The following is a 17505-nucleotide window of genomic DNA, read 5'->3' as shown; positions in this document are numbered from 1 at the left end:
TCTCTTGAAATCCCCAAAAATGCACACTTTTTCCGGTATACCCTTCAAAACCCTTGCACTAATTTCTGTGTTTATCAGCCTCTAACCTTTGATATATCAAGGTTTTAGGTTTATTCAGCAAACCCTACTTAATTTTTCTCTAAAGAAATATTTTCTTGCATTTCTCTAAAGAAATTTAAATAAATATTTATTTCCTCTGCTAATTCCACCCACTCACCTGTTTATGAACTTGTGACAAATACCACATATAATCATCAATTTTAAACTTATCCGCAGCTTTGACAATATACTCTTTTGCTAACTCTTCATTCCCCTCAGCTTCATAATACAAACCTAAATACAGATGACTGTAAAAATTACCTTTTAAACCTTCTGATTTACCCACAATCAAAACATCATCAGTTGTACGATTACCCGCAAATAAATCATAGACACAACGCATAATTTTCCGGGGATCATTTTTCACAGGTAATAAAGAATTTCTAGCTTCTCCCACACCCGATAACCTAGCAATACAAAGATATCTCCACACAGTTTCTTCTACATCCTGTGCATTGACAGTTAAATCAATTTCAAATTGTTTTGCACCTTCGGCGAATCTTTCCGCATAATAATAAGATAAACCCCGTTGCCAAAGATAGGGAATAATTCGATCATCTAATTTTTCTGCGGTATCAAAATCTGTAATTGATTCTTGAATTTTTCCCAGTTGAAAATAAACCATTCCCCGACGAATGTACACATTAGGGTTGTTTGGTTGTTTAATAATTGTTTCGTTCCAGCGTTGCAATTGACTTTCTAAAGAGTTGATAAAAAACATAGATTTTGTGCTGAAAAATGATCATAAAATGACTTTTTATCTTTGTAGGGTTTTAGTAGTGCTAAACCCATACTCCTAAATTATTACTAATTCCATTGAGCAGAACATTTTTCCCTATCTTCCTATTCCGTCTTCCCTATCAAAAAAATCGGGGTATTTCCAGAAACCACAGAAATACCCCCATCTGAAAAACTGATTAAATTGATTAACTACTATGCAAAAGCAGCAGTTCTCACATCATTATTAGCCAGAATTTCTTGCAATTCATCAGCGTCAACGGTTTCTTTATCAATCAACATTTGGGCAATTTGATCCAAAATGTGACGGTTACTTACTAAAACTTCCTTAGCCCGTGCGTAAGCAACATCAACTAATTTACGCACTTCTTCATCAATGGCAGCGGCGGTTTCTTCGGAGAAATCACGCTCAGACATGATATCTCTGCCTAAGAACATATTACCTTGTTGACGACCCAAAGCCACAGGACCCAAGCGATCGCTCATGCCAAAACGAGTAATCATTTGTCTGGCAACTCGCGCTACTTGTTGCAAGTCATTGGAAGCACCGGTAGTAACTTCCTCTTCACCAAAGATAATTTCTTCAGCTAAACGACCACCTAAAGCCACGGCCATCTGATTTTCCAGATATGCACGGCTATATAAACCTGTATCCATGCGGTCTTCGCTAGGAGTAAACCAAGTCAAACCACCAGCACGACCACGGGGAATAATGCTAATTTTCTGTACAGGGTCATAGTCAGGCATTAATGCACCAACTAAAGCATGGCCAGCTTCGTGGTATGCAACCAAGGTTTTGCGCTTTTCGCTCATTACTCGGTCTTTCTTTTCTGGACCTGCTAACACCCGGTCAATAGCATCGTTAATTTCATCCATCGAAATTTCGGTTAAATTCCGACGTGCTGCTAAAATTGCGGCTTCGTTTAACAGGTTAGATAAATCTGCACCGGTGAACCCTGGGGTACGACGAGCGATTTTATCCAAGTCCACATCTTTAGATAAGGTTTTACCCCGTGCGTGAACTTTGAGAATTTCGCTACGGCCACCGTAGTCGGGACGGTCTACCACAACTTGACGGTCAAAACGACCAGGACGCAATAAAGCTGCGTCGAGAACGTCAGGACGGTTGGTGGCTGCAATGATGATGATGCCGGTGTTACCTTCAAAACCATCCATTTCTGTTAATAGCTGGTTGAGGGTTTGTTCCCGTTCATCGTTACCACCACCTAAACCTGCACCCCGTTGACGACCTACTGCGTCAATTTCATCAATGAAGACGATACAAGGAGCGTTGGTTTTTGCTTGTTCAAATAAATCGCGGACACGGGAAGCACCCACACCCACGAACATTTCCACAAATTCAGAACCGGAAATACTGAAGAAAGGTACACCTGCTTCTCCAGCTACAGCACGTGCGAGGAGGGTTTTACCAGTTCCTGGAGGTCCGACTAATAATACACCTTTAGGAATTTTTGCACCAACAGCGGTAAAGCGATCGGCGTTTTTCAAAAAGTCTACAACTTCGTTTAATTCCAGTTTAGCTTGGTCAATACCTGCTACATCGCCAAAGGTGACTTGGGTTTGGGGTTCCATTTGTACCCTAGCTTTGGACTTACCAAAGTTCATCGCTTGGCTACCAGGACCTGTTTGAGCGCGACGGAGTAAGAAAAATAAACCAACCAACAGCAATACAGGGAAAAATAAGCTGCTCAGTGCTTTAAACCAAAATCCTTCGTCGGTTTGGGGTAATACGGCAATATCAACACCTTTATCTCTCAGAGTATTGATTAAATCTGGATCGCTAACTAAGGTGACACGCTTTTTATTGGGGTCGTATTTAGGTGTAACAATTGCTGTAGAACGATCTGAACTGAGACTGACTCTTTCTACTTTGCCTTGATCAACTTCTTGAATAAATTGACTATAGCGCCATGTTTCTACTTGGGGGGGTTGGTTGTCAAAAAACGCAGTCCCTAAAGCAATTACTACAATAAACAGCAGCGCATATAGCCCCGCATTTCTCCATCTTTTATTCACTGAGGTCTATCCTCCTGTATTTTTTGGGCGTTAGTGTAAGGTCTCTAAAATAAGAGAGGGCTTTATGAGAATTATGTTAACTTATCTTAAGATATACCAAAATGGCGTTCCTGTCATGGTAGAAATAATCCTTTAAGTTCTAAAAAGCAAGGATGCTTAGGATTATATTCTAACGATCCGGTGGGCTGATGTACGGTATGAATGGGAATTATCTCGACAACGCTGTTAGTGTAGGCGATCGCTGCAAATTCTTTAACTAGCTGTGGTGTCCAAGGTGCTTGCTGGACGGTGATTTGACGGTTTTGTAAATGTTGGATAATGTGCGTTCGCTCTATCCCTGGCAATATTCCCACTTCTAATGGTGGTGTCCACCAACTGCCATCTTTCCAACCCCAAAGATTACCTGTACTGGTTTCTAACCAATTGCCCTCATTATCTATTAAAATCGCTTCTTCGGCGTTTACGGCTTGAACATTATTTTTCGCTAACCAAGGACTCAAATAATTGCCTGTTTTATGCTTGGGGAGAGAACGGGCAAATTCTGGTTTTGCAAGTCCAGCAATTATACCATTATTTTGTTTTTCTGTCAAGTTTGCTGGTAATAATCTACCTGTGATCCATTCTCTCCCATCGGGAAAAATAGTAATTCTGATCACGGGAAAATGCTGTAAAAGCATTTCTGCACCTTGACGCACAAAATTCCAATTTGGTTCTGGCCAGTTGAAAGTTTGTAAAGTTAATTGCAAGCGTGAACAATGAGCTTTCCAGTTAGTTAAACTATGATCAAGGGAATGATCATAAACTCTTAAAGTTGTAAAAACTGTAGCTCCAAAAAGCAAACCTGGATCATTAATGTTTAATTCCAGCGTTTTTGATTCTATTAATTTACCACAATACCAATACATGACAGGTGACAGGTGACAGGTGACAGGTGACAGGTGACAGGTGACTGGGTAATCAATTTTATTTTTACCAATCATCAATCATCAATCATCAATTATCAATTATCAATTATCAATTATCAATTACCTTAATCTTTTTCTGGGAAAGTTACAGTTGGTAATCCTTGATTATTAATCACTATTTTACCACCTAAATTTTCAATTTCTTGAATTGCACGGTTGCGGGTTTTTTCATCTACGTTATTTTGTAAAACCATGCCCCAACTGGCAATTCTAGCATACTTACTATCAGGGTTTCTTTCTAGAAATTTAGCAGTAGATTGGGACAGAGAAACTACATTTTTACTGTCTTGATCATCGTATTCACTAGCCCATTCTGCCGCTTTGAGAAAAGACTTACTTGCGGCTTGGGAGTCACCTAAAAATAATAACTCATCTGTGCCTTTATAACGCCAGATATAGTAAGATTTTTCTGGGATTTTAGGAGATAGGGATTTTAGACTTTTATCCATTAATGTAATAGCTCTTTCTGGCATACCTGCATATAAAGAACTACTAACAGAAAGACCAAGATAAGCTTCTCTAAATTTCGGGTCATGTTTAAGTATGATTGCAAAAAATTCTGGACTTAAACTATAACCTATTTTATCTCTAACGGGATCATCACCAAAGTATTGCAAAAAGTCAATATATACCCAATTAGAAATGAGGTTATCATAACCAAAAGTGGGTATTTGTTGCAGTAAACTCAAACGTAAAGCTTCTTTTTGTTGTTCTTTTTCCAAAGCTTCCACAGACATAGATTGTTCGCTGTTGATAAGTGCTTGCAATCTCGGAAATTGACTTAAACTAATTCCTAAGATGCAGAAACAAGCTACTAAAGGCGTAATAATAAATTCACGAGATAACAACATAATTTTTCTTAGCTTTCTCAGCAAATTTACCTGATTGTATATTTTACCAGGCTTTGCAACAAGTTCGTAACAGATTGACAATAGGAAATGTTTAATATAAACTTACATTTACGTTAAAATACTTATATTAAAGTTAAGTTTATTAAAAAAGACTAGAAAAAAAAACCAATATAACCAACAATAAGATTTTGATACAACTTTAACCCTGTACATATACATATACATAGCTATTATGGCTGAAACAAAGTTAGCAGAAGACTTGCAAATTCATGCAGAAGGTTCTGAAAAACCAAATAAATTCCAAAAACAGCTAAATAATCTGGATTTCAAAAAAAATGGTGTGAGTTTCAATGATATAGTTGACATCATGAAAACCGCCATAGCAGATGTAGTCGAATTAGAAATTGAAACTTCTGTTTTTGATGCTTCTTCATCATTTACGGATGAGTCACAAACTGCTAAACCAGAAAATAGATTGTTGACGCGCATCAATTTGATTGATGGTGATATCAAAAATGAAGTAGGTAGTAAATTTATTGGTGATGGTCCCTATGCAGAACTGAGGGAATTTCATTTAAGCCAAGTGAAAGAAAGTCGGGAAATAATTCAAAAAAATATAGAAAGTATCCAAAAGTTATATGAAATTTTGATGGCTATGCTTAAACATAGTCAAAACAATCAAAATTCACAACCATCAAAACGTCCTTAATTAGTTGGTTGATAGTGAAAGGGGCAGATTTAAAAAATATTCTCAATCCGTTTTAAATCTACCTTTTTATATCTAGGAAATTTAGATTTCAGTTTTTATATAACAATGAAAAATCTATGATTGCAAATCTTCTCACTATATCTAAATCTAAATAAAGTCTCAATCAGGAGAAGCATATTTCTTGTATCGCTTCAAGTATCAAATTCATGCTCATGTAGAAAATTTGTTAATAAGGTTGTTATCATGTTTGCTAAAATTCAAAATCAAAAAGCTTTGGAATCTAAATCTCAAGATAATCAAAATATTACCAATCTTGGCACGGTAAACAAAGCCAAAGATTTACTAAATAAATTTGTTGATTCAGTCAATGTCTTGGTGAAAGACATTACAACTTTAGAAGTAAACACGATAGTTGTGAGTAATATTAGCGGTTCTAAGTTTAATCCTTGGCAAGCATATTACAATATTTATGCTATAAGTGATCCAAATTATTTTACAGATAAACAGATTGTTCTAGATTTGCAGGAACGTTATATCAATATATTTTTACAACTTGAAAGAGAATATATTTACATACTTTTAGAGCAAGAGCTAGAATATAAAGAATCTGGAAAACCAGATGGTGCAGTCATAGATATATATAATAAACGTCTGCGATATATAGATGAAAATAGATTAAATGCAGATGGAAAAAAAGAATCAAAGTCAATGTTACCTTCTCCTTTTGGAGATCATGAAAATAATGTAGATAATTATCAGAAAATCTCAAAAATTTTGAGTAATGATAAATTTGTGTTGACTTTGCGTAAAGTTTCGGAACTAAAAGCAGCATTAGATGGTGGTGATATCACAAGTGATCAAGTAGATACGATTTATGCTCAAACGATAATGCAATTAGACGGTGATATTATTACCCGTTATCATCGTGATTTATTTAATTTAAAAGAAACCGATCAAGATATAGTTATGAAAATTCATAATGATGGTGTAGTGTCTGGTGAAAAACAATGGCGTGAAACCATCGAATTTCTGATTAATTTTGTCAAAAATATTGCTGGTTTATCTTCTGGTAAAATTTAGATTTTTCACTAAAATTAATCAGAAAGTGCGTCAATAAAACCAGATGTAAATTCCTCGTTTGACGCACTATAAAACTATTTTGGCTACTTTAATGATAAATCAAGATAAATTTAATCAAGATATCAAGATATATTTGCAGGGTACTTAGGGTGTTATGAAATTTAAACAAAAAATCAATAAAGCATATAGTAATCATAGTTTTTCATTTTCTTTGCAAGTTCCTCCGGGCAGTAGTTTTGTGGAATTTAAAGTTGATGAAGGAGAGTATAGTTTTTATTTGAATAATTCAATTATAGAGCAAATTGAAAAAGCGCAAATCCAGGGTTTATCTCTTTATATTCCTTCAGGGTTGGTATTACCTTTATGGTACTATACTTTTGTGACTGAGAATGTAATTGAGCCAAATAAAAACCAGGTTAATTATAAAAATCCCAAAGTTTATTTTCTTGTTTATTTGTTTTTAGCTCAAATCTGGCAATTACTGACTAATAAAAATCCACAGACAAAGATTATTTCTCTATCAGGGTTCACCTTTAATTCTTATTATCAATCAACCGCAGATCAGAAAATTAATATTATCTTGCAAACTACTGTGTTATTTGATGGTGATATTATCCACAAGATTCGTTATGATTTCCTAGAAAATGCAGATTGTTTAAGAATTGTCTCTGCTCATTATTGGCTAACGGAACAAATAATAAAGCGTCTCAGAAGTAATTTAAATTCTGTATATTGGTTTATATATGCAATTCTTCCTGCAAGTTTGATTATTTGGAAAGTAGCTGCCGTCACAGGATGGCAATTTTTTATATTAATATTAGTCTGGATAATCCTATTTTTGCTATTAGCTATACTGAATCTATTCATTGTCAATGAACTGAAAAAATATATAGGGAGAAAAAAAAATCAAGAGCTTATCAATTGGTTAGTCTGGTTGATCACTAATTTATTTGTTAATGTAAGTAGTTTTTCAGATGTTCCAGTTATATTTTTGGGAAATTTAGTTTTAATAGTGTTGATACCACATTTGCTCAAGTGGTTACTACCAAAACTTGGTAAAATTCTCTTGAAGATAATCCTTAATTAAATTAGATTCAACATTTTTACTGTTTAATTTGACATAACTGCCAACATTGTTGAGCGATCGCCCAATCTTCTTGTGTGTGTATAACTAATACTCGCACATTAGAATCAAGTGTAGCAATATCTACATCAATTGGTTGTTGTTTATTTTTCTCCGAGTCTATTTTCAATCCTAAAAATTCCCACGCTTCACAAGCTGCTTGTCTGATTAATGGCGATTTTTCACCTGCTCCAGCGGTAAATACTAACGCATCTAAACCACCCAAACTAGCCAACATCGAACCGATACCAGTCCGTAACCGATGTACGTAAATATCCCAAGCTAGTTTAGCACGATAGTTACCTTGTTCAATTGCTGCCAGAACTTGAGGTAAATCACTGGAAACACCCGAAATTCCCCGTAGACCAGAAGCTTTATTTAAAACATAATCTAAGCTTTCTGCTGAGTAATCAGACTGACGCAATAGATAGATTAAAATTCCTGGATCAATTGAACCGCAACGACTTCCCATCATCAAACCATCTAAAGGTGTAAATCCCATAGTGGTATCAATACTGCGACCTTCTTTAATTGCAGCTAAAGAGCAACCGTTACCTAAATGGCAAGTGATTAAACGCAGGTCTGTCAAATCTCGACCAAGAATTTGCGCTGCACGGTTCGCACAGTATTGGTGACTGATACCATGAAAGCCGTAGCGACGGATACCTTTCTCTACCCAATCATAAGGACCGGGATAGACGGCAGCAGCATCCGGTAAGGTGCTATGAAAACCTGTATCAAATACTGCCACTTGTTTAACATCTCCCAAGCTTTGCTCAATGGCTTCTATACCTTCCAAAGCCGCTGGGTTATGGGCTGGGGCAAGGGTTGAAAGATTAGCGATCGCCTGTTTAACATCCTCATTAATTATAACACTATTGCGGTAATTTAAGCCACCATGTACCACACGATGTCCCACCACATCAATTTCTGATAAATTACTCAGTACCTTGGTAGCACTACGAGTAAGAGTATACAGCATATATGCTACATGGGCTTTGCGGGAGTCACCATAAATAGATTCTTGCAGTGTTTCACCAGTGGCGGTTTTTACCTCAATTTCAGCCACACCACGGTCTTGAGTCCAGTTAACTTTCCCTTCCCAAAGAGGTTTTGGTGCTTCTTGGGGAAGAGTTGCATCTGTAATGTCATACAAACAACTTTTTTGGCTACTAGATCCGGCATTTAAGACTAGAATCTTCATAGGATAATGGGAAACATAACTTGGTCTGATGCTGTCATGATTTTACAATTGCTTTTGAAAATCTGCTACCGAGTAGATGAAATTTTATCTTAAAAATAGTTACATTCTGATTATTTTTTTCATCCACTTATCAAAAATTCTGTAAGGGTTTAGCAATGCTAAACCCCTACATTTACTGAATGCTAACTTTTTAAAATTTCAATTTCTCTCCGCGAATAGAATAATCTAATAATTCCATCGGGTGCATCAAAGAAATATTTTTACCCTGCAAATATTTACTAATTTGCAAACTACAACCAGGGTTAGGGGAAGCAATTAAATCAGCACCAGTATTGATTAAATTCTGGGCTTTTTGTTCACCTAATTCTTCAGCAACTTCTGGTTGTAGCAGATTATAAATACCTGCACTACCACAACACAAAGCTGCATCTATGGGTTCTTTTAAGGTGACTCCGGGAATTTTTCTTAATAACTGACGGGGTTGAACACTAATTTTTTGACCATGTAATAAATGACAAGCATCTTGATAAACTAAAGTTAAAGGTTTATCTGTTAAAGGTGAAAGTTCCGCAGTTAAACCCACATTTGCTAAAAATTCCTGTGCATCTTTTACTTTTGCTGCAAATGCTTTAGCTCTTTGGGCATATTCTGGATCATCAGCTAAAATATGACCATATTCTTTTAAAGTATGACCACAACCAGCAGCATTAATAATCACAAAATCGACATTTGTATCAGCAAAACTATCAATCATTTGTCTTGCTAAAGCTTTTGCTTGTTCAGTTTGTCCTTGATGTTCAGGAAGTGCAGCACAACAACCTTGAGATTTAGGAATTACAACTTCACAACCATTCGCAGTTAAAACCCTCACTGTTGCTTCATTTACCGGAGAGAAAAACAAACGTTGTACACATCCCAAAATTACACCAACACGATATCTTTTTTCACCCTTTGCAGGAATGATATCGGGTAAATTATCCTGAAAAGACTTAACAGTAATTTCCGGTAAAATAGACTCCATAGCAGCTAACCGGGGAGAGATTTTTTTCATTAACCCAGTAGCGCGTAATAACTGAGAAACCCCCAACTTTTGATAAACAAATAAAGGGAAAAGTAAAATTCTTAAAACATCAGGATTAGGAAACAGAGAAAAAATCAATTGACGGATTAACTTATCAGAAAAACTGCGGTTATAATTTCTTTCCACCTGATGACGAGTTGCGGAAATCAACTTATCATACTGCACACCAGAAGGACAAGTTGACACACAAGCAAGACAACCCAAACAAGAATCAAAATGTTGAACAGTAGCAGTATTTAAAGCAATTTCTCCCTCATTAATAGCATCCATTAAATAGATTCTACCCCTGGGTGAATCCATCTCCTTTCCGATTACCCGATAACTAGGACAGGTAGAAAGACAAAACCCACAATGAACACAACTATCAATCAACTTAGGATCAGGAGGATGACTAGGATCAAAACCCTGTAAATTCTTAACACTAGCAGTCTTATTCACCGAACTTTCCGAAACTTGCATGACTCTTTCTTCCCCTCTTAACTTTGCGTACTTTGCGTACTTTGCGGTTCGTTATTCTTAAACCTTAAATCCCACCAACAAACCGACCAGGACTTAAAATATAATTTCCATCAAACTGTTTTTTAATTCGCTGCATCATATCCAAACCATTACCATTATAACCCCAGATATCCAACTTTTCTTTTATTTCAAAAGGTGCAGATAAAACACTTAAAAAACCAGAATTAGATTGACAGAAATCACGCACGTTCAAAACCTGATTTTGATTTTCTAACCGCACCAAACCCAAACCGCTATTGAGATGAATCAACCCGAAATTAATTTGATTAATCACCTCCACCGCAGCAGTTGGTAATACTCCTATTTTGGCAGTAATTTCTGAATTATTACCATAATTATGTATTGTTTCTGGTAATTGTTGCCATAAATTAGCCTGATTTTCGGCTGAATAAATTGCCCCATTTAAACCTAATTTTTGACCAATTGCCAAAAGTCTGTTAGACTGTTCCTTCACACTTTCGCTAATACTTTGAAACCGGACAATTAAACCTATTCCGCTACCTAAATTTAAATCAGAAACTAATTGACTGGATATTAAATCTGCTTGAGTTGGTGTTAACTCAGAACCTTGAAGAATTGTAGCAGCTTGGGATATCGCTTCAGCTTTACCAGTTAATATTACAGTTCCCGATGTTTCTGGTAAAGGATAAACTCGAAAAGTGACTTGACTGATAATTCCTAATGTACCGTAAGCACCGGTAAACAATTTCATCAAGTCGTAACCAGCAACATTTTTTACTACCCTTCCCCCTGCTTTGGCAATTTGTCCATCAGCGCGGATAAAAGTTATACCTAAAAGTTGGTCACGCACACCGCCATAACGTTGACGTAGAGAACCTGTATCAGCAGTAGCAATAATACCACCAATGGTAGCAAAAGCGGGAAAAGCAGGGTCAAGAGCTAAATTTTGCCGATATTTGGCTAAAATTTCTTGAATTTCGCCAAATTTTATTCCTGCTTCTACGGTGACAGTTAGATCACCTACCGCGTGTTCTATGAGTCTGTTAATACGTTCTGTACTGACAACAATATCAATATTTTTACTTAAACCACCCCAATGAAGTTTACTTGCACTACCGCAGGGGAGAACGGACCATTTATTGCTGTTTGCAGCGGACATGACTGCGGCCAGTTGTTCTTGAGTGTGGGGATAAACGATACAACTGGGATGGGTTTTGGGGTTTATCGCTGCTTGAATACGTTGTTGCTGACTGGGTGCGAGATTTTCCCAAGTTAAGACAGCGTTTTCTGTGTTGATAATAGATGCTATGGTAGAGGCGATCGCATTCATTGGTTTGTTTTCCTATCCTCCTTATTAATGTACTGGTTAATTTAACAAAAATCATACACCAGAGGAAAATTGGTAAATTAATCTTTAGGAATTTTTGATTTTGTGCAAATACCCAACTGATCAATTGATAATTGAGAATTGACAATTGATAATTGTTTGATTCGGGAGTATCCCAAATGTGTAAGTTTATTTTTTGCTTGAGGTCAAGACGTGAAATGAACGAACCACGAAGGTACGTTCACCGAAGGTGTTCCCGAAGGGTAGGACACGAAGGGAAGAAGGAAGAAGAGAGTTTTTGGTGTTGCTACGGTTATTTGTTAAGAATTGAGATGCTCCCTTTGATTCAAGGTTTAAAACCTCCCCTTTCCAGGGTAAAAAATATGGATGACAGGAAAAATTTTTGCTTTGATAAGTTCTAAAAAAATGTATTATCCTTAATATCTAAGTGATGGTGATGGGAATTTTTTTGTGTCAACAGTAATTAAAAATTCGTTTCTGCGTCTTGTTTCTCTGGATGTATTTCGGGGAATTGCGATCGCCTCTATGATTTTAGTTAATAATCCTGGTAGTTGGAGTTACATCTACCCACCATTAGAACACGCAAAATGGCATGGTTGCACACCCACAGATTTAATTTTCCCTTTCTTTTTATTTATTGTTGGTGTAGCAATGCCTTTTTCTTTTGCTAAATATGCACGAGAAAACACACCAGAAAACCGTCCCAATCGTCAAGTTTATTTGCGAATAATTCGCCGAGGTTTGGTGTTATTTGCTTTGGGTTTATTTTTGACTTTGCTTACTTTTTTTCTCGATTTTACTTTAAAAGGAATACCCATTGATTTAAGTAAAATTAGAATTATGGGGGTGTTGCAGCGTATCAGTTTAACTTATGTAATTGCTGCTTTTGTGGTTTTACAACTTTCCCAACGTGGTTTATGGATATTTTCAGGAATATCGCTTTTAGGTTATTGGGTTGCAATGCAATTAATTCCTGTTCCTGGTTTTGGTGCGGGTAATTTATCTGCTGAAGGAAATTTTGCTGGTTATATTGATCGGATGATTTTAGGAAGTCAACATCTTTATCAAAGTGGACCATTTGATCCTGAAGGTTTATTTAGCACTATTCCCGCATTGGTAACAGTTTTAATTGGTTATTTTACTGGTTCATGGTTGCAAAAACAGCAGGTTAAAACTAGGACGAGTGTTAATTTAGTAATTTGGGGTTTGGGGTGTTTAATTATTGGGATATTATGGGGTTTTGTATTTCCGATTAATAAATCTTTGTGGACGAGTTCTTATGTAGTTTATACTGCTGGTTGGGCTTTATTAGTATTAGCTTTGTGTTATGAAGTGGTGGAAGTTCGGGGTTTAAAAAAATGGGGTTTTCCTTGGGAAGTGATGGGTTTAAATGCCATTTTTCTCTTTGTTGGGTCTGGGGTTGTGGGCAGAATTTTAGTTAAAACTTCTGTAGGTAGTGGTAAAGATGCAGTAGCTACAAAAACCTGGATTTATGATAATTTGTTTAGTGCTTGGGCGGGAAATATGAATGGTTCATTATTATTTGCTATCACCAATCTTTTATTATGGTGGTTAGTGCTTTATTTTATGTATCGTCGGCGTTGGTTTCTGAAAATTTAGTTGTTCATGAATTTTGCTATTAAACACTAAGGGACTTCCAGATAAAAAAATATTCAATTAATTTTTGTGGGGTAGGCATACTTCGACACGCTCAGTACAAGTCTTGCCTGCCCTTCAACCCGGATGGGCTTCTAGCCCATCCCACAAGATTGGATAATTTATTGTTTGGAAGTTCCTAAAAACATAAAAAACCACATTTATAAAATGTGGTAAACAAACATCATCAATTCTGTGATTTAATCTAATTCAGGTTCAACACCAAGCGCACGTAGTTGGGCAATTAATTTTTCTGTTTTCTGTCGTTCTTGTTCAGCTTTCTGGCGTTCCTGTTCAGCTTTCTGGCGTTCCTGTTCAGCTTTCTGTCGTTCTTGTTCAGCTTTCTGTCGTTCTTGTTCAGCTTTCTGTCGTTCTTGTTCAGCTTTCTGGCGTTCTTCTTCCACAGGAGTTAACACCCAATTACCATCTTGGTCATACCAACGTAACCAAGGCATATTAACATTTTTGTAACTGCCCTGCCAAACTCCCAAACCTAATTCTAAATCAGGAATCCAAAAACGTAAATCTGATAAATTCACTTCAGTATAATGAGCGCCCTTTAACTCAAACATTCTAAATTCAGATTGATAACGATCAAAAATTGCGTAATAAGGAACTCTTAAAATTTGCTCATAAACTTCCCACTTAGTTGGGGGTTTTTCCACATCTCGCAAAGTTTGACCTAAATCTTCTTTTTCTGTTCCTGGTGATAATAATTCAACCACAATATAAGGATTTACAAATTCTTGCCAAACTACATAACTTAATCTTAAATCTCTTTCTTCATACAGAGAAGAAACACCAACAACCGCAAACCAATCTGGGCGTTTATGCCACAATGGATGACGACCATCGTAATATAAATTCATATCACTAGCTGTAAAAATTTGGTTGCTAGGATAGTTAGGGGGGCGAAATGTGTCTGCTAATAATTGTGGTTGTAGTAAATGAAATTGATCTGGCAAACCTTTCTCCTCCGGGTCTTCGCTAGGAAGATCATACATTGTTGGTAATGTTTCTTTAGGGGAAAGTGGTGGATCTGTTTGATACATTATTGGTATTCCTAAAGATACAACTTTGATCTCTATTATGTAGCACGATAATATGGTATTTGAAGATTTCTGGAGATTTTCAGAAGAACAACAATATCGCTTTTATAGGTAAAAACACAACAATTGTGTTGTATCCAAGTCATCACGATAAACACATTCAAAATTACTAAAACCGACTTTTTCAGAAATACTTTTTAGATTAGATTGAGTTTCCGGAAAATCCCTAGATGAAATATGACTATCGACCATTTTATACTCTTGAGGAGTTATTAAAGTCCAATCTTTTTTCACATTCCCTAAATAACGTTTAACATAACTATCTCTATCTTCATTTTCTTGACGAACTACATCAATTAAAATGAAAATTCCCCCTGATTTGAGCAGATTTTTGATATTTTTTATTACATCTTCTTTCTCTTCTAATTGCAAATGGTGGAGGGCAAAAGATGTAAACACAACATCAAATTTATTTGGTTCATTTTGCGCTAACTCATTCGTTAATTGCCAACAATCGCCTATGATAAAATTTCCCTGACAACCAGTAACAGCAATATTTTTTTTCGCATCTTCTATTGCGGGAACAGATACATCTATTCCTGTATATTCAGCAATTTGAGTATTTAATAAAGCTTGAGTGGTGAAACTCCCATCTCCACATCCCAAGTCAAGCAGAGTAAACGGTTTTTGCCAGTGTTTAACTAATAATTCATGGAGTACATTATATATTTCTCGATGTCCCATGTAATTGTTTTTTAACACTTTCTGGTAAATTTGCCATTGCTGGTTAAAAAACTCTGCTGTTAAGAGATTTTCTTCTTGAATCATTTCCAATTTTATCTGCTCTGTCATTGTTTTAAATTCCAGATATTTTTATTTTTAGATTGAAAACATTTTATCAGGTTTGGTGTGATAGTGGAAAGTTACTTATTTCCTGATGCATCAAATCATTTGGTAATCTTGTTTTTGTTCATTTAATGGTGGCCTGACACACAAATAAATCAACGCCCCAAAAAAGGGAACTAAAGCAAATAACCAAAATAATTGATTATCCTTCCAACCCCGTCGCGTCATATCATCCCCTAACAAAGCAGGAAATAATAGACTCAACATACAAAAATCTAAACTCATTACATTAATAAATCTGCTAGTTTGCCATTGTTGGATAAAATCACTCCAATTTCCTTGTAAACCATAAGCAAATAAAACCACCGCACCTAACATTAATAAAATTCCTGTGATGCGAGAATCAAAGATTTTCAGAAACAAATTTTTATTACCTGTAAATTCTTGATTTGGTTCTCTTAAAGCTAGATATGGTAAAAGTGCAAAAGCACCAAGCCCAAAGGAAACTGTAGCAAAAGGCCAAGCTGGTATTTTTTGCCTTCTGCCATCAATAAATAACACTGCACTGTAAATTAATGGCCATATTCCCATAATATTAAATAAGGCAATAATCGCAGGATTAATACCTTCCCAGTTTCCTGTAGAAAGATTGGTGATTAACTCTAAACTTTCTGGGAAATTATCAGGAGGTGCAAATAAAAAGGCGTAGGAAATAAATCCTAGCCATATTAAACCAAAAGAGATTTTTCTCAACATGATTTACCGAGTTTAGACAGTTTACGCAGTTTGACTAAAAGCTTCTGAAAGATATTCTGCTGCTGCTGCTACTACAGCGATCGCATTTTCATAGTCTAACCGAGTTGGTCCCAAAACACCTATACTTCCCACGGGTACAGTACCCCGACGATAACTAGAAGATATCAAAGAACAGGTTCTAATGGGTTCTAAGGGATTTTCCGTACCTATCCGCACCGTCACCTTGGGTTTACCCGTTTCCTCTATTTCCGATTCCTCACATATTAACCGCCATAACTGCTCTTGTTCTTCTTCCAATAAGTGCATAATCGTTTGTACCTGCTGCACTTGGGCAAACTCCGGTTGACGCAACACCTCACCCACACCCCGCACCATGATTTGTGTGGCTGAAGGTGCAACAGCACGACGGAGTAATTCTGTCAATGAACTTTTCAAAAATTCCCCATAACGTTGAAACTCTTGATCTAACTCACTCCAGTCAAGCTGGGCTAATTCCAAGAGTGTAAAACCACGCAGATGACTATTTAAAAAGTTAGAAACTATTTGTAATTCTCGATCAATTGTTTCTGGATCAGGTTTAGTTGCTGACTCTCTTGTAAACAGATCCATTACCTTGGAATGGGTTTCATAACTATCCGTTACCACAATCAGCATAACTTTCCCATCTTCAACTTGTAAAAGCTGTAAATGCCTTAATTGTACTATATTGGGTTGTGGTATAGTTATTAGAGTAATACAGCCGCTTAATGTTGCCAAAGTTTGCGCCGCACCTTGTAGTAAAGCTTCTAAACTCCAATCATCCCAATGTAGACGCTGTTGTAAAGTAGATTCAACCTCTTTAGCTAAAGCTGCCGACGGTTTCATCAACCTATCAACATATATACGATAACCCGAATCAGAAGGTACACGCCCCGCAGAAGTGTGTGGTTGGTAAAGTAACCCCGACTTTTCCAAAACACCCATAACATTGCGGATAGTAGCGGAACTGACACCAAGATCAAATTCCTCAATTAAAGCTTTAGAGCCAACTGGTTCAGCAGTGGCGATATAATGGCGTACAGTTGCCCAAAGTATATGTTCTTGGCGATTTGTCAGCTGGAATTGCATAGAATATGTTTTACTGAAGGCAAATTTTAAGCAAAGGTTGAAAAATTTTGTTAATGAAACAGTAAAAAAGATTGATTATTAATCAAAACAAGATGCTAAATTATATATTTATACTATATTAGTTAAGTGCAAAGCTTCCCGTGAGAACTTATTTTCTATGTAATTATTAATACAGCATAGCTCATATCATAAAACAGGCTAAATTCTCATCTATTTATCATATTATCTTATATGATTTCTTAATCAAGCTGTATTTTTAGCTACAAAAGTTAGATTTAGCTTCAGTTGCATTGCTAACTATTGGTGATTGGTAATTGGTGATTGGGAAAAATAAAATTGATTACCCAGTCCCCAGTCCCCAGTCCCCAGTCCCCAA

General features: G+C 36.3%; 15 protein-coding genes. 4 read left to right on the top strand and 11 right to left on the bottom strand.

Annotated features, from left to right (window positions below; genetic code table 11):
* Nucleotides 1–199: 199 nt before the first annotated feature.
* The 4 genes from FFR48_RS16185 to FFR48_RS16170 form a co-directional block, all read right to left on the bottom strand.
* On the bottom strand, nucleotides 200–820 hold the full coding sequence (locus FFR48_RS16185) for a tetratricopeptide repeat protein (protein WP_137668078.1): 621 nt from the start codon (nucleotides 818–820) through the stop codon (nucleotides 200–202).
* Between the two features lie 212 nt (nucleotides 821–1032).
* On the bottom strand, nucleotides 1033–2874 hold the full coding sequence (ftsH3, locus tag FFR48_RS16180; protein WP_137668077.1) for an ATP-dependent zinc metalloprotease FtsH3: 1842 nt from the start codon (nucleotides 2872–2874) through the stop codon (nucleotides 1033–1035).
* A gap of 113 nt (nucleotides 2875–2987) precedes the next feature.
* Nucleotides 2988–3779, bottom strand: a complete 792-nt coding sequence (locus FFR48_RS16175; protein ID WP_137668080.1) for an aminotransferase class IV — start codon at nucleotides 3777–3779, stop codon at nucleotides 2988–2990.
* Between the two features lie 125 nt (nucleotides 3780–3904).
* Complete coding sequence (locus FFR48_RS16170; protein WP_137668076.1) at nucleotides 3905–4690, bottom strand: hypothetical protein; 786 nt, start codon at nucleotides 4688–4690, stop codon at nucleotides 3905–3907.
* A 232-nt stretch (nucleotides 4691–4922) separates the two neighbouring features.
* Here FFR48_RS16170 and FFR48_RS16165 point away from each other — a divergent pair, with 232 nt between their 5' ends.
* From FFR48_RS16165 to FFR48_RS16155, 3 genes are all read left to right on the top strand, one after another.
* Nucleotides 4923–5399 carry a hypothetical protein gene (locus FFR48_RS16165; protein WP_137668075.1) on the top strand — a complete coding sequence of 159 codons (477 nt, stop codon included), beginning with the start codon at nucleotides 4923–4925 and terminating at the stop codon, nucleotides 5397–5399.
* A gap of 243 nt (nucleotides 5400–5642) precedes the next feature.
* Nucleotides 5643–6479 (top strand): DUF8581 family protein, encoded by an 837-nt coding sequence (locus tag FFR48_RS16160; RefSeq protein ID WP_137668074.1) that lies wholly within the window; start codon nucleotides 5643–5645, stop codon nucleotides 6477–6479.
* Between the two features lie 154 nt (nucleotides 6480–6633).
* The gene (locus tag FFR48_RS16155) at nucleotides 6634–7566 is read left to right on the top strand and encodes a hypothetical protein (protein WP_137668073.1); all 933 of its coding nucleotides are present in this window, start codon (nucleotides 6634–6636) and stop codon (nucleotides 7564–7566) included.
* 16 nt (nucleotides 7567–7582) lie between these two features.
* Here the strand turns inward: FFR48_RS16155 and FFR48_RS16150 are convergent, their stop codons facing one another.
* The 3 genes from FFR48_RS16150 to FFR48_RS16140 all read right to left on the bottom strand — a co-directional run bounded on the left by FFR48_RS16150 (nucleotide 7583) and on the right by FFR48_RS16140 (nucleotide 11697).
* Nucleotides 7583–8806 carry an acetate kinase gene (locus tag FFR48_RS16150; RefSeq protein ID WP_137668072.1) on the bottom strand — a complete coding sequence of 408 codons (1224 nt, stop codon included), beginning with the start codon at nucleotides 8804–8806 and terminating at the stop codon, nucleotides 7583–7585.
* 190 nt (nucleotides 8807–8996) lie between these two features.
* Nucleotides 8997–10346, bottom strand: a complete 1350-nt coding sequence (locus FFR48_RS16145; protein ID WP_137668071.1) for a (Fe-S)-binding protein — start codon at nucleotides 10344–10346, stop codon at nucleotides 8997–8999.
* A 64-nt stretch (nucleotides 10347–10410) separates the two neighbouring features.
* Nucleotides 10411–11697, bottom strand: coding sequence for an FAD-binding oxidoreductase (locus tag FFR48_RS16140; RefSeq protein ID WP_137668070.1), 1287 nt, complete (start codon nucleotides 11695–11697; stop codon nucleotides 10411–10413).
* 495 nt (nucleotides 11698–12192) lie between these two features.
* On the opposite strand from FFR48_RS16140, the gene FFR48_RS16135 reads away from it, so the two are divergent.
* On the top strand, nucleotides 12193–13335 hold the full coding sequence (locus FFR48_RS16135) for an acyltransferase family protein (protein WP_137668079.1): 1143 nt from the start codon (nucleotides 12193–12195) through the stop codon (nucleotides 13333–13335).
* 236 nt (nucleotides 13336–13571) lie between these two features.
* On the opposite strand, the gene FFR48_RS16130 is transcribed toward FFR48_RS16135, so the two are convergent.
* The 4 genes from FFR48_RS16130 to hrcA form a co-directional block, all read right to left on the bottom strand.
* Nucleotides 13572–14423: a Uma2 family endonuclease gene (locus FFR48_RS16130; RefSeq protein WP_137668069.1), complete on the bottom strand. Its 852-nt coding sequence runs from the start codon at nucleotides 14421–14423 to the stop codon at nucleotides 13572–13574.
* A 102-nt stretch (nucleotides 14424–14525) separates the two neighbouring features.
* Entirely contained in the window at nucleotides 14526–15272 is a 747-nt protein-coding gene (locus FFR48_RS16125) for a class I SAM-dependent methyltransferase (RefSeq protein ID WP_199291245.1), read from the bottom strand.
* Nucleotides 15273–15362: 90 nt separating this feature from the next.
* A complete protein-coding gene (locus tag FFR48_RS16120; RefSeq protein WP_137668068.1) occupies nucleotides 15363–16022 on the bottom strand; it encodes a DUF2834 domain-containing protein in 660 nt (219 codons plus the stop codon).
* Nucleotides 16023–16043: 21 nt separating this feature from the next.
* Nucleotides 16044–17129, bottom strand: coding sequence for a heat-inducible transcriptional repressor HrcA (gene hrcA, locus FFR48_RS16115; RefSeq protein ID WP_137668067.1), 1086 nt, complete (start codon nucleotides 17127–17129; stop codon nucleotides 16044–16046).
* Nucleotides 17130–17505 lie beyond the last annotated feature (376 nt).

The organism is Sphaerospermopsis reniformis (genome assembly GCF_005402885.1).
GTDB lineage: Bacteria > Cyanobacteriota > Cyanobacteriia > Cyanobacteriales > Nostocaceae > Sphaerospermopsis > Sphaerospermopsis kisseleviana.
This window is presented reverse-complemented; position numbering and strand designations above follow the sequence as displayed.

Bases quoted from the DNA above. Each gene is read 5' to 3' on its own strand.
- FFR48_RS16160 (WP_137668074.1), top strand. From the start codon at position 5,643: ATGTTTGCTAAAATTCAAAATCAAAAAGCTTTGGAATCTAAATCTCAA.
- FFR48_RS16170 (WP_137668076.1), bottom strand. From the start codon at position 4,690: ATGTTGTTATCTCGTGAATTTATTATTACGCCTTTAGTAGCTTGTTTC.
- FFR48_RS16140 (WP_137668070.1), bottom strand. From the start codon at position 11,697: ATGAATGCGATCGCCTCTACCATAGCATCTATTATCAACACAGAAAAC.
- FFR48_RS16165 (WP_137668075.1), top strand. From the start codon at position 4,923: ATGGCTGAAACAAAGTTAGCAGAAGACTTGCAAATTCATGCAGAAGGT.
- FFR48_RS16130 (WP_137668069.1), bottom strand. From the start codon at position 14,423: ATGTATCAAACAGATCCACCACTTTCCCCTAAAGAAACATTACCAACA.
- FFR48_RS16175 (WP_137668080.1), bottom strand. From the start codon at position 3,779: ATGTATTGGTATTGTGGTAAATTAATAGAATCAAAAACGCTGGAATTA.
- FFR48_RS16155 (WP_137668073.1), top strand. From the start codon at position 6,634: ATGAAATTTAAACAAAAAATCAATAAAGCATATAGTAATCATAGTTTT.
- FFR48_RS16120 (WP_137668068.1), bottom strand. From the start codon at position 16,022: ATGTTGAGAAAAATCTCTTTTGGTTTAATATGGCTAGGATTTATTTCC.
- FFR48_RS16185 (WP_137668078.1), bottom strand. From the start codon at position 820: ATGTTTTTTATCAACTCTTTAGAAAGTCAATTGCAACGCTGGAACGAA.
- FFR48_RS16150 (WP_137668072.1), bottom strand. From the start codon at position 8,806: ATGAAGATTCTAGTCTTAAATGCCGGATCTAGTAGCCAAAAAAGTTGT.
- FFR48_RS16125 (WP_199291245.1), bottom strand. From the start codon at position 15,272: ATGACAGAGCAGATAAAATTGGAAATGATTCAAGAAGAAAATCTCTTA.
- hrcA (WP_137668067.1), bottom strand. From the start codon at position 17,129: ATGCAATTCCAGCTGACAAATCGCCAAGAACATATACTTTGGGCAACT.
- FFR48_RS16145 (WP_137668071.1), bottom strand. From the start codon at position 10,346: ATGCAAGTTTCGGAAAGTTCGGTGAATAAGACTGCTAGTGTTAAGAAT.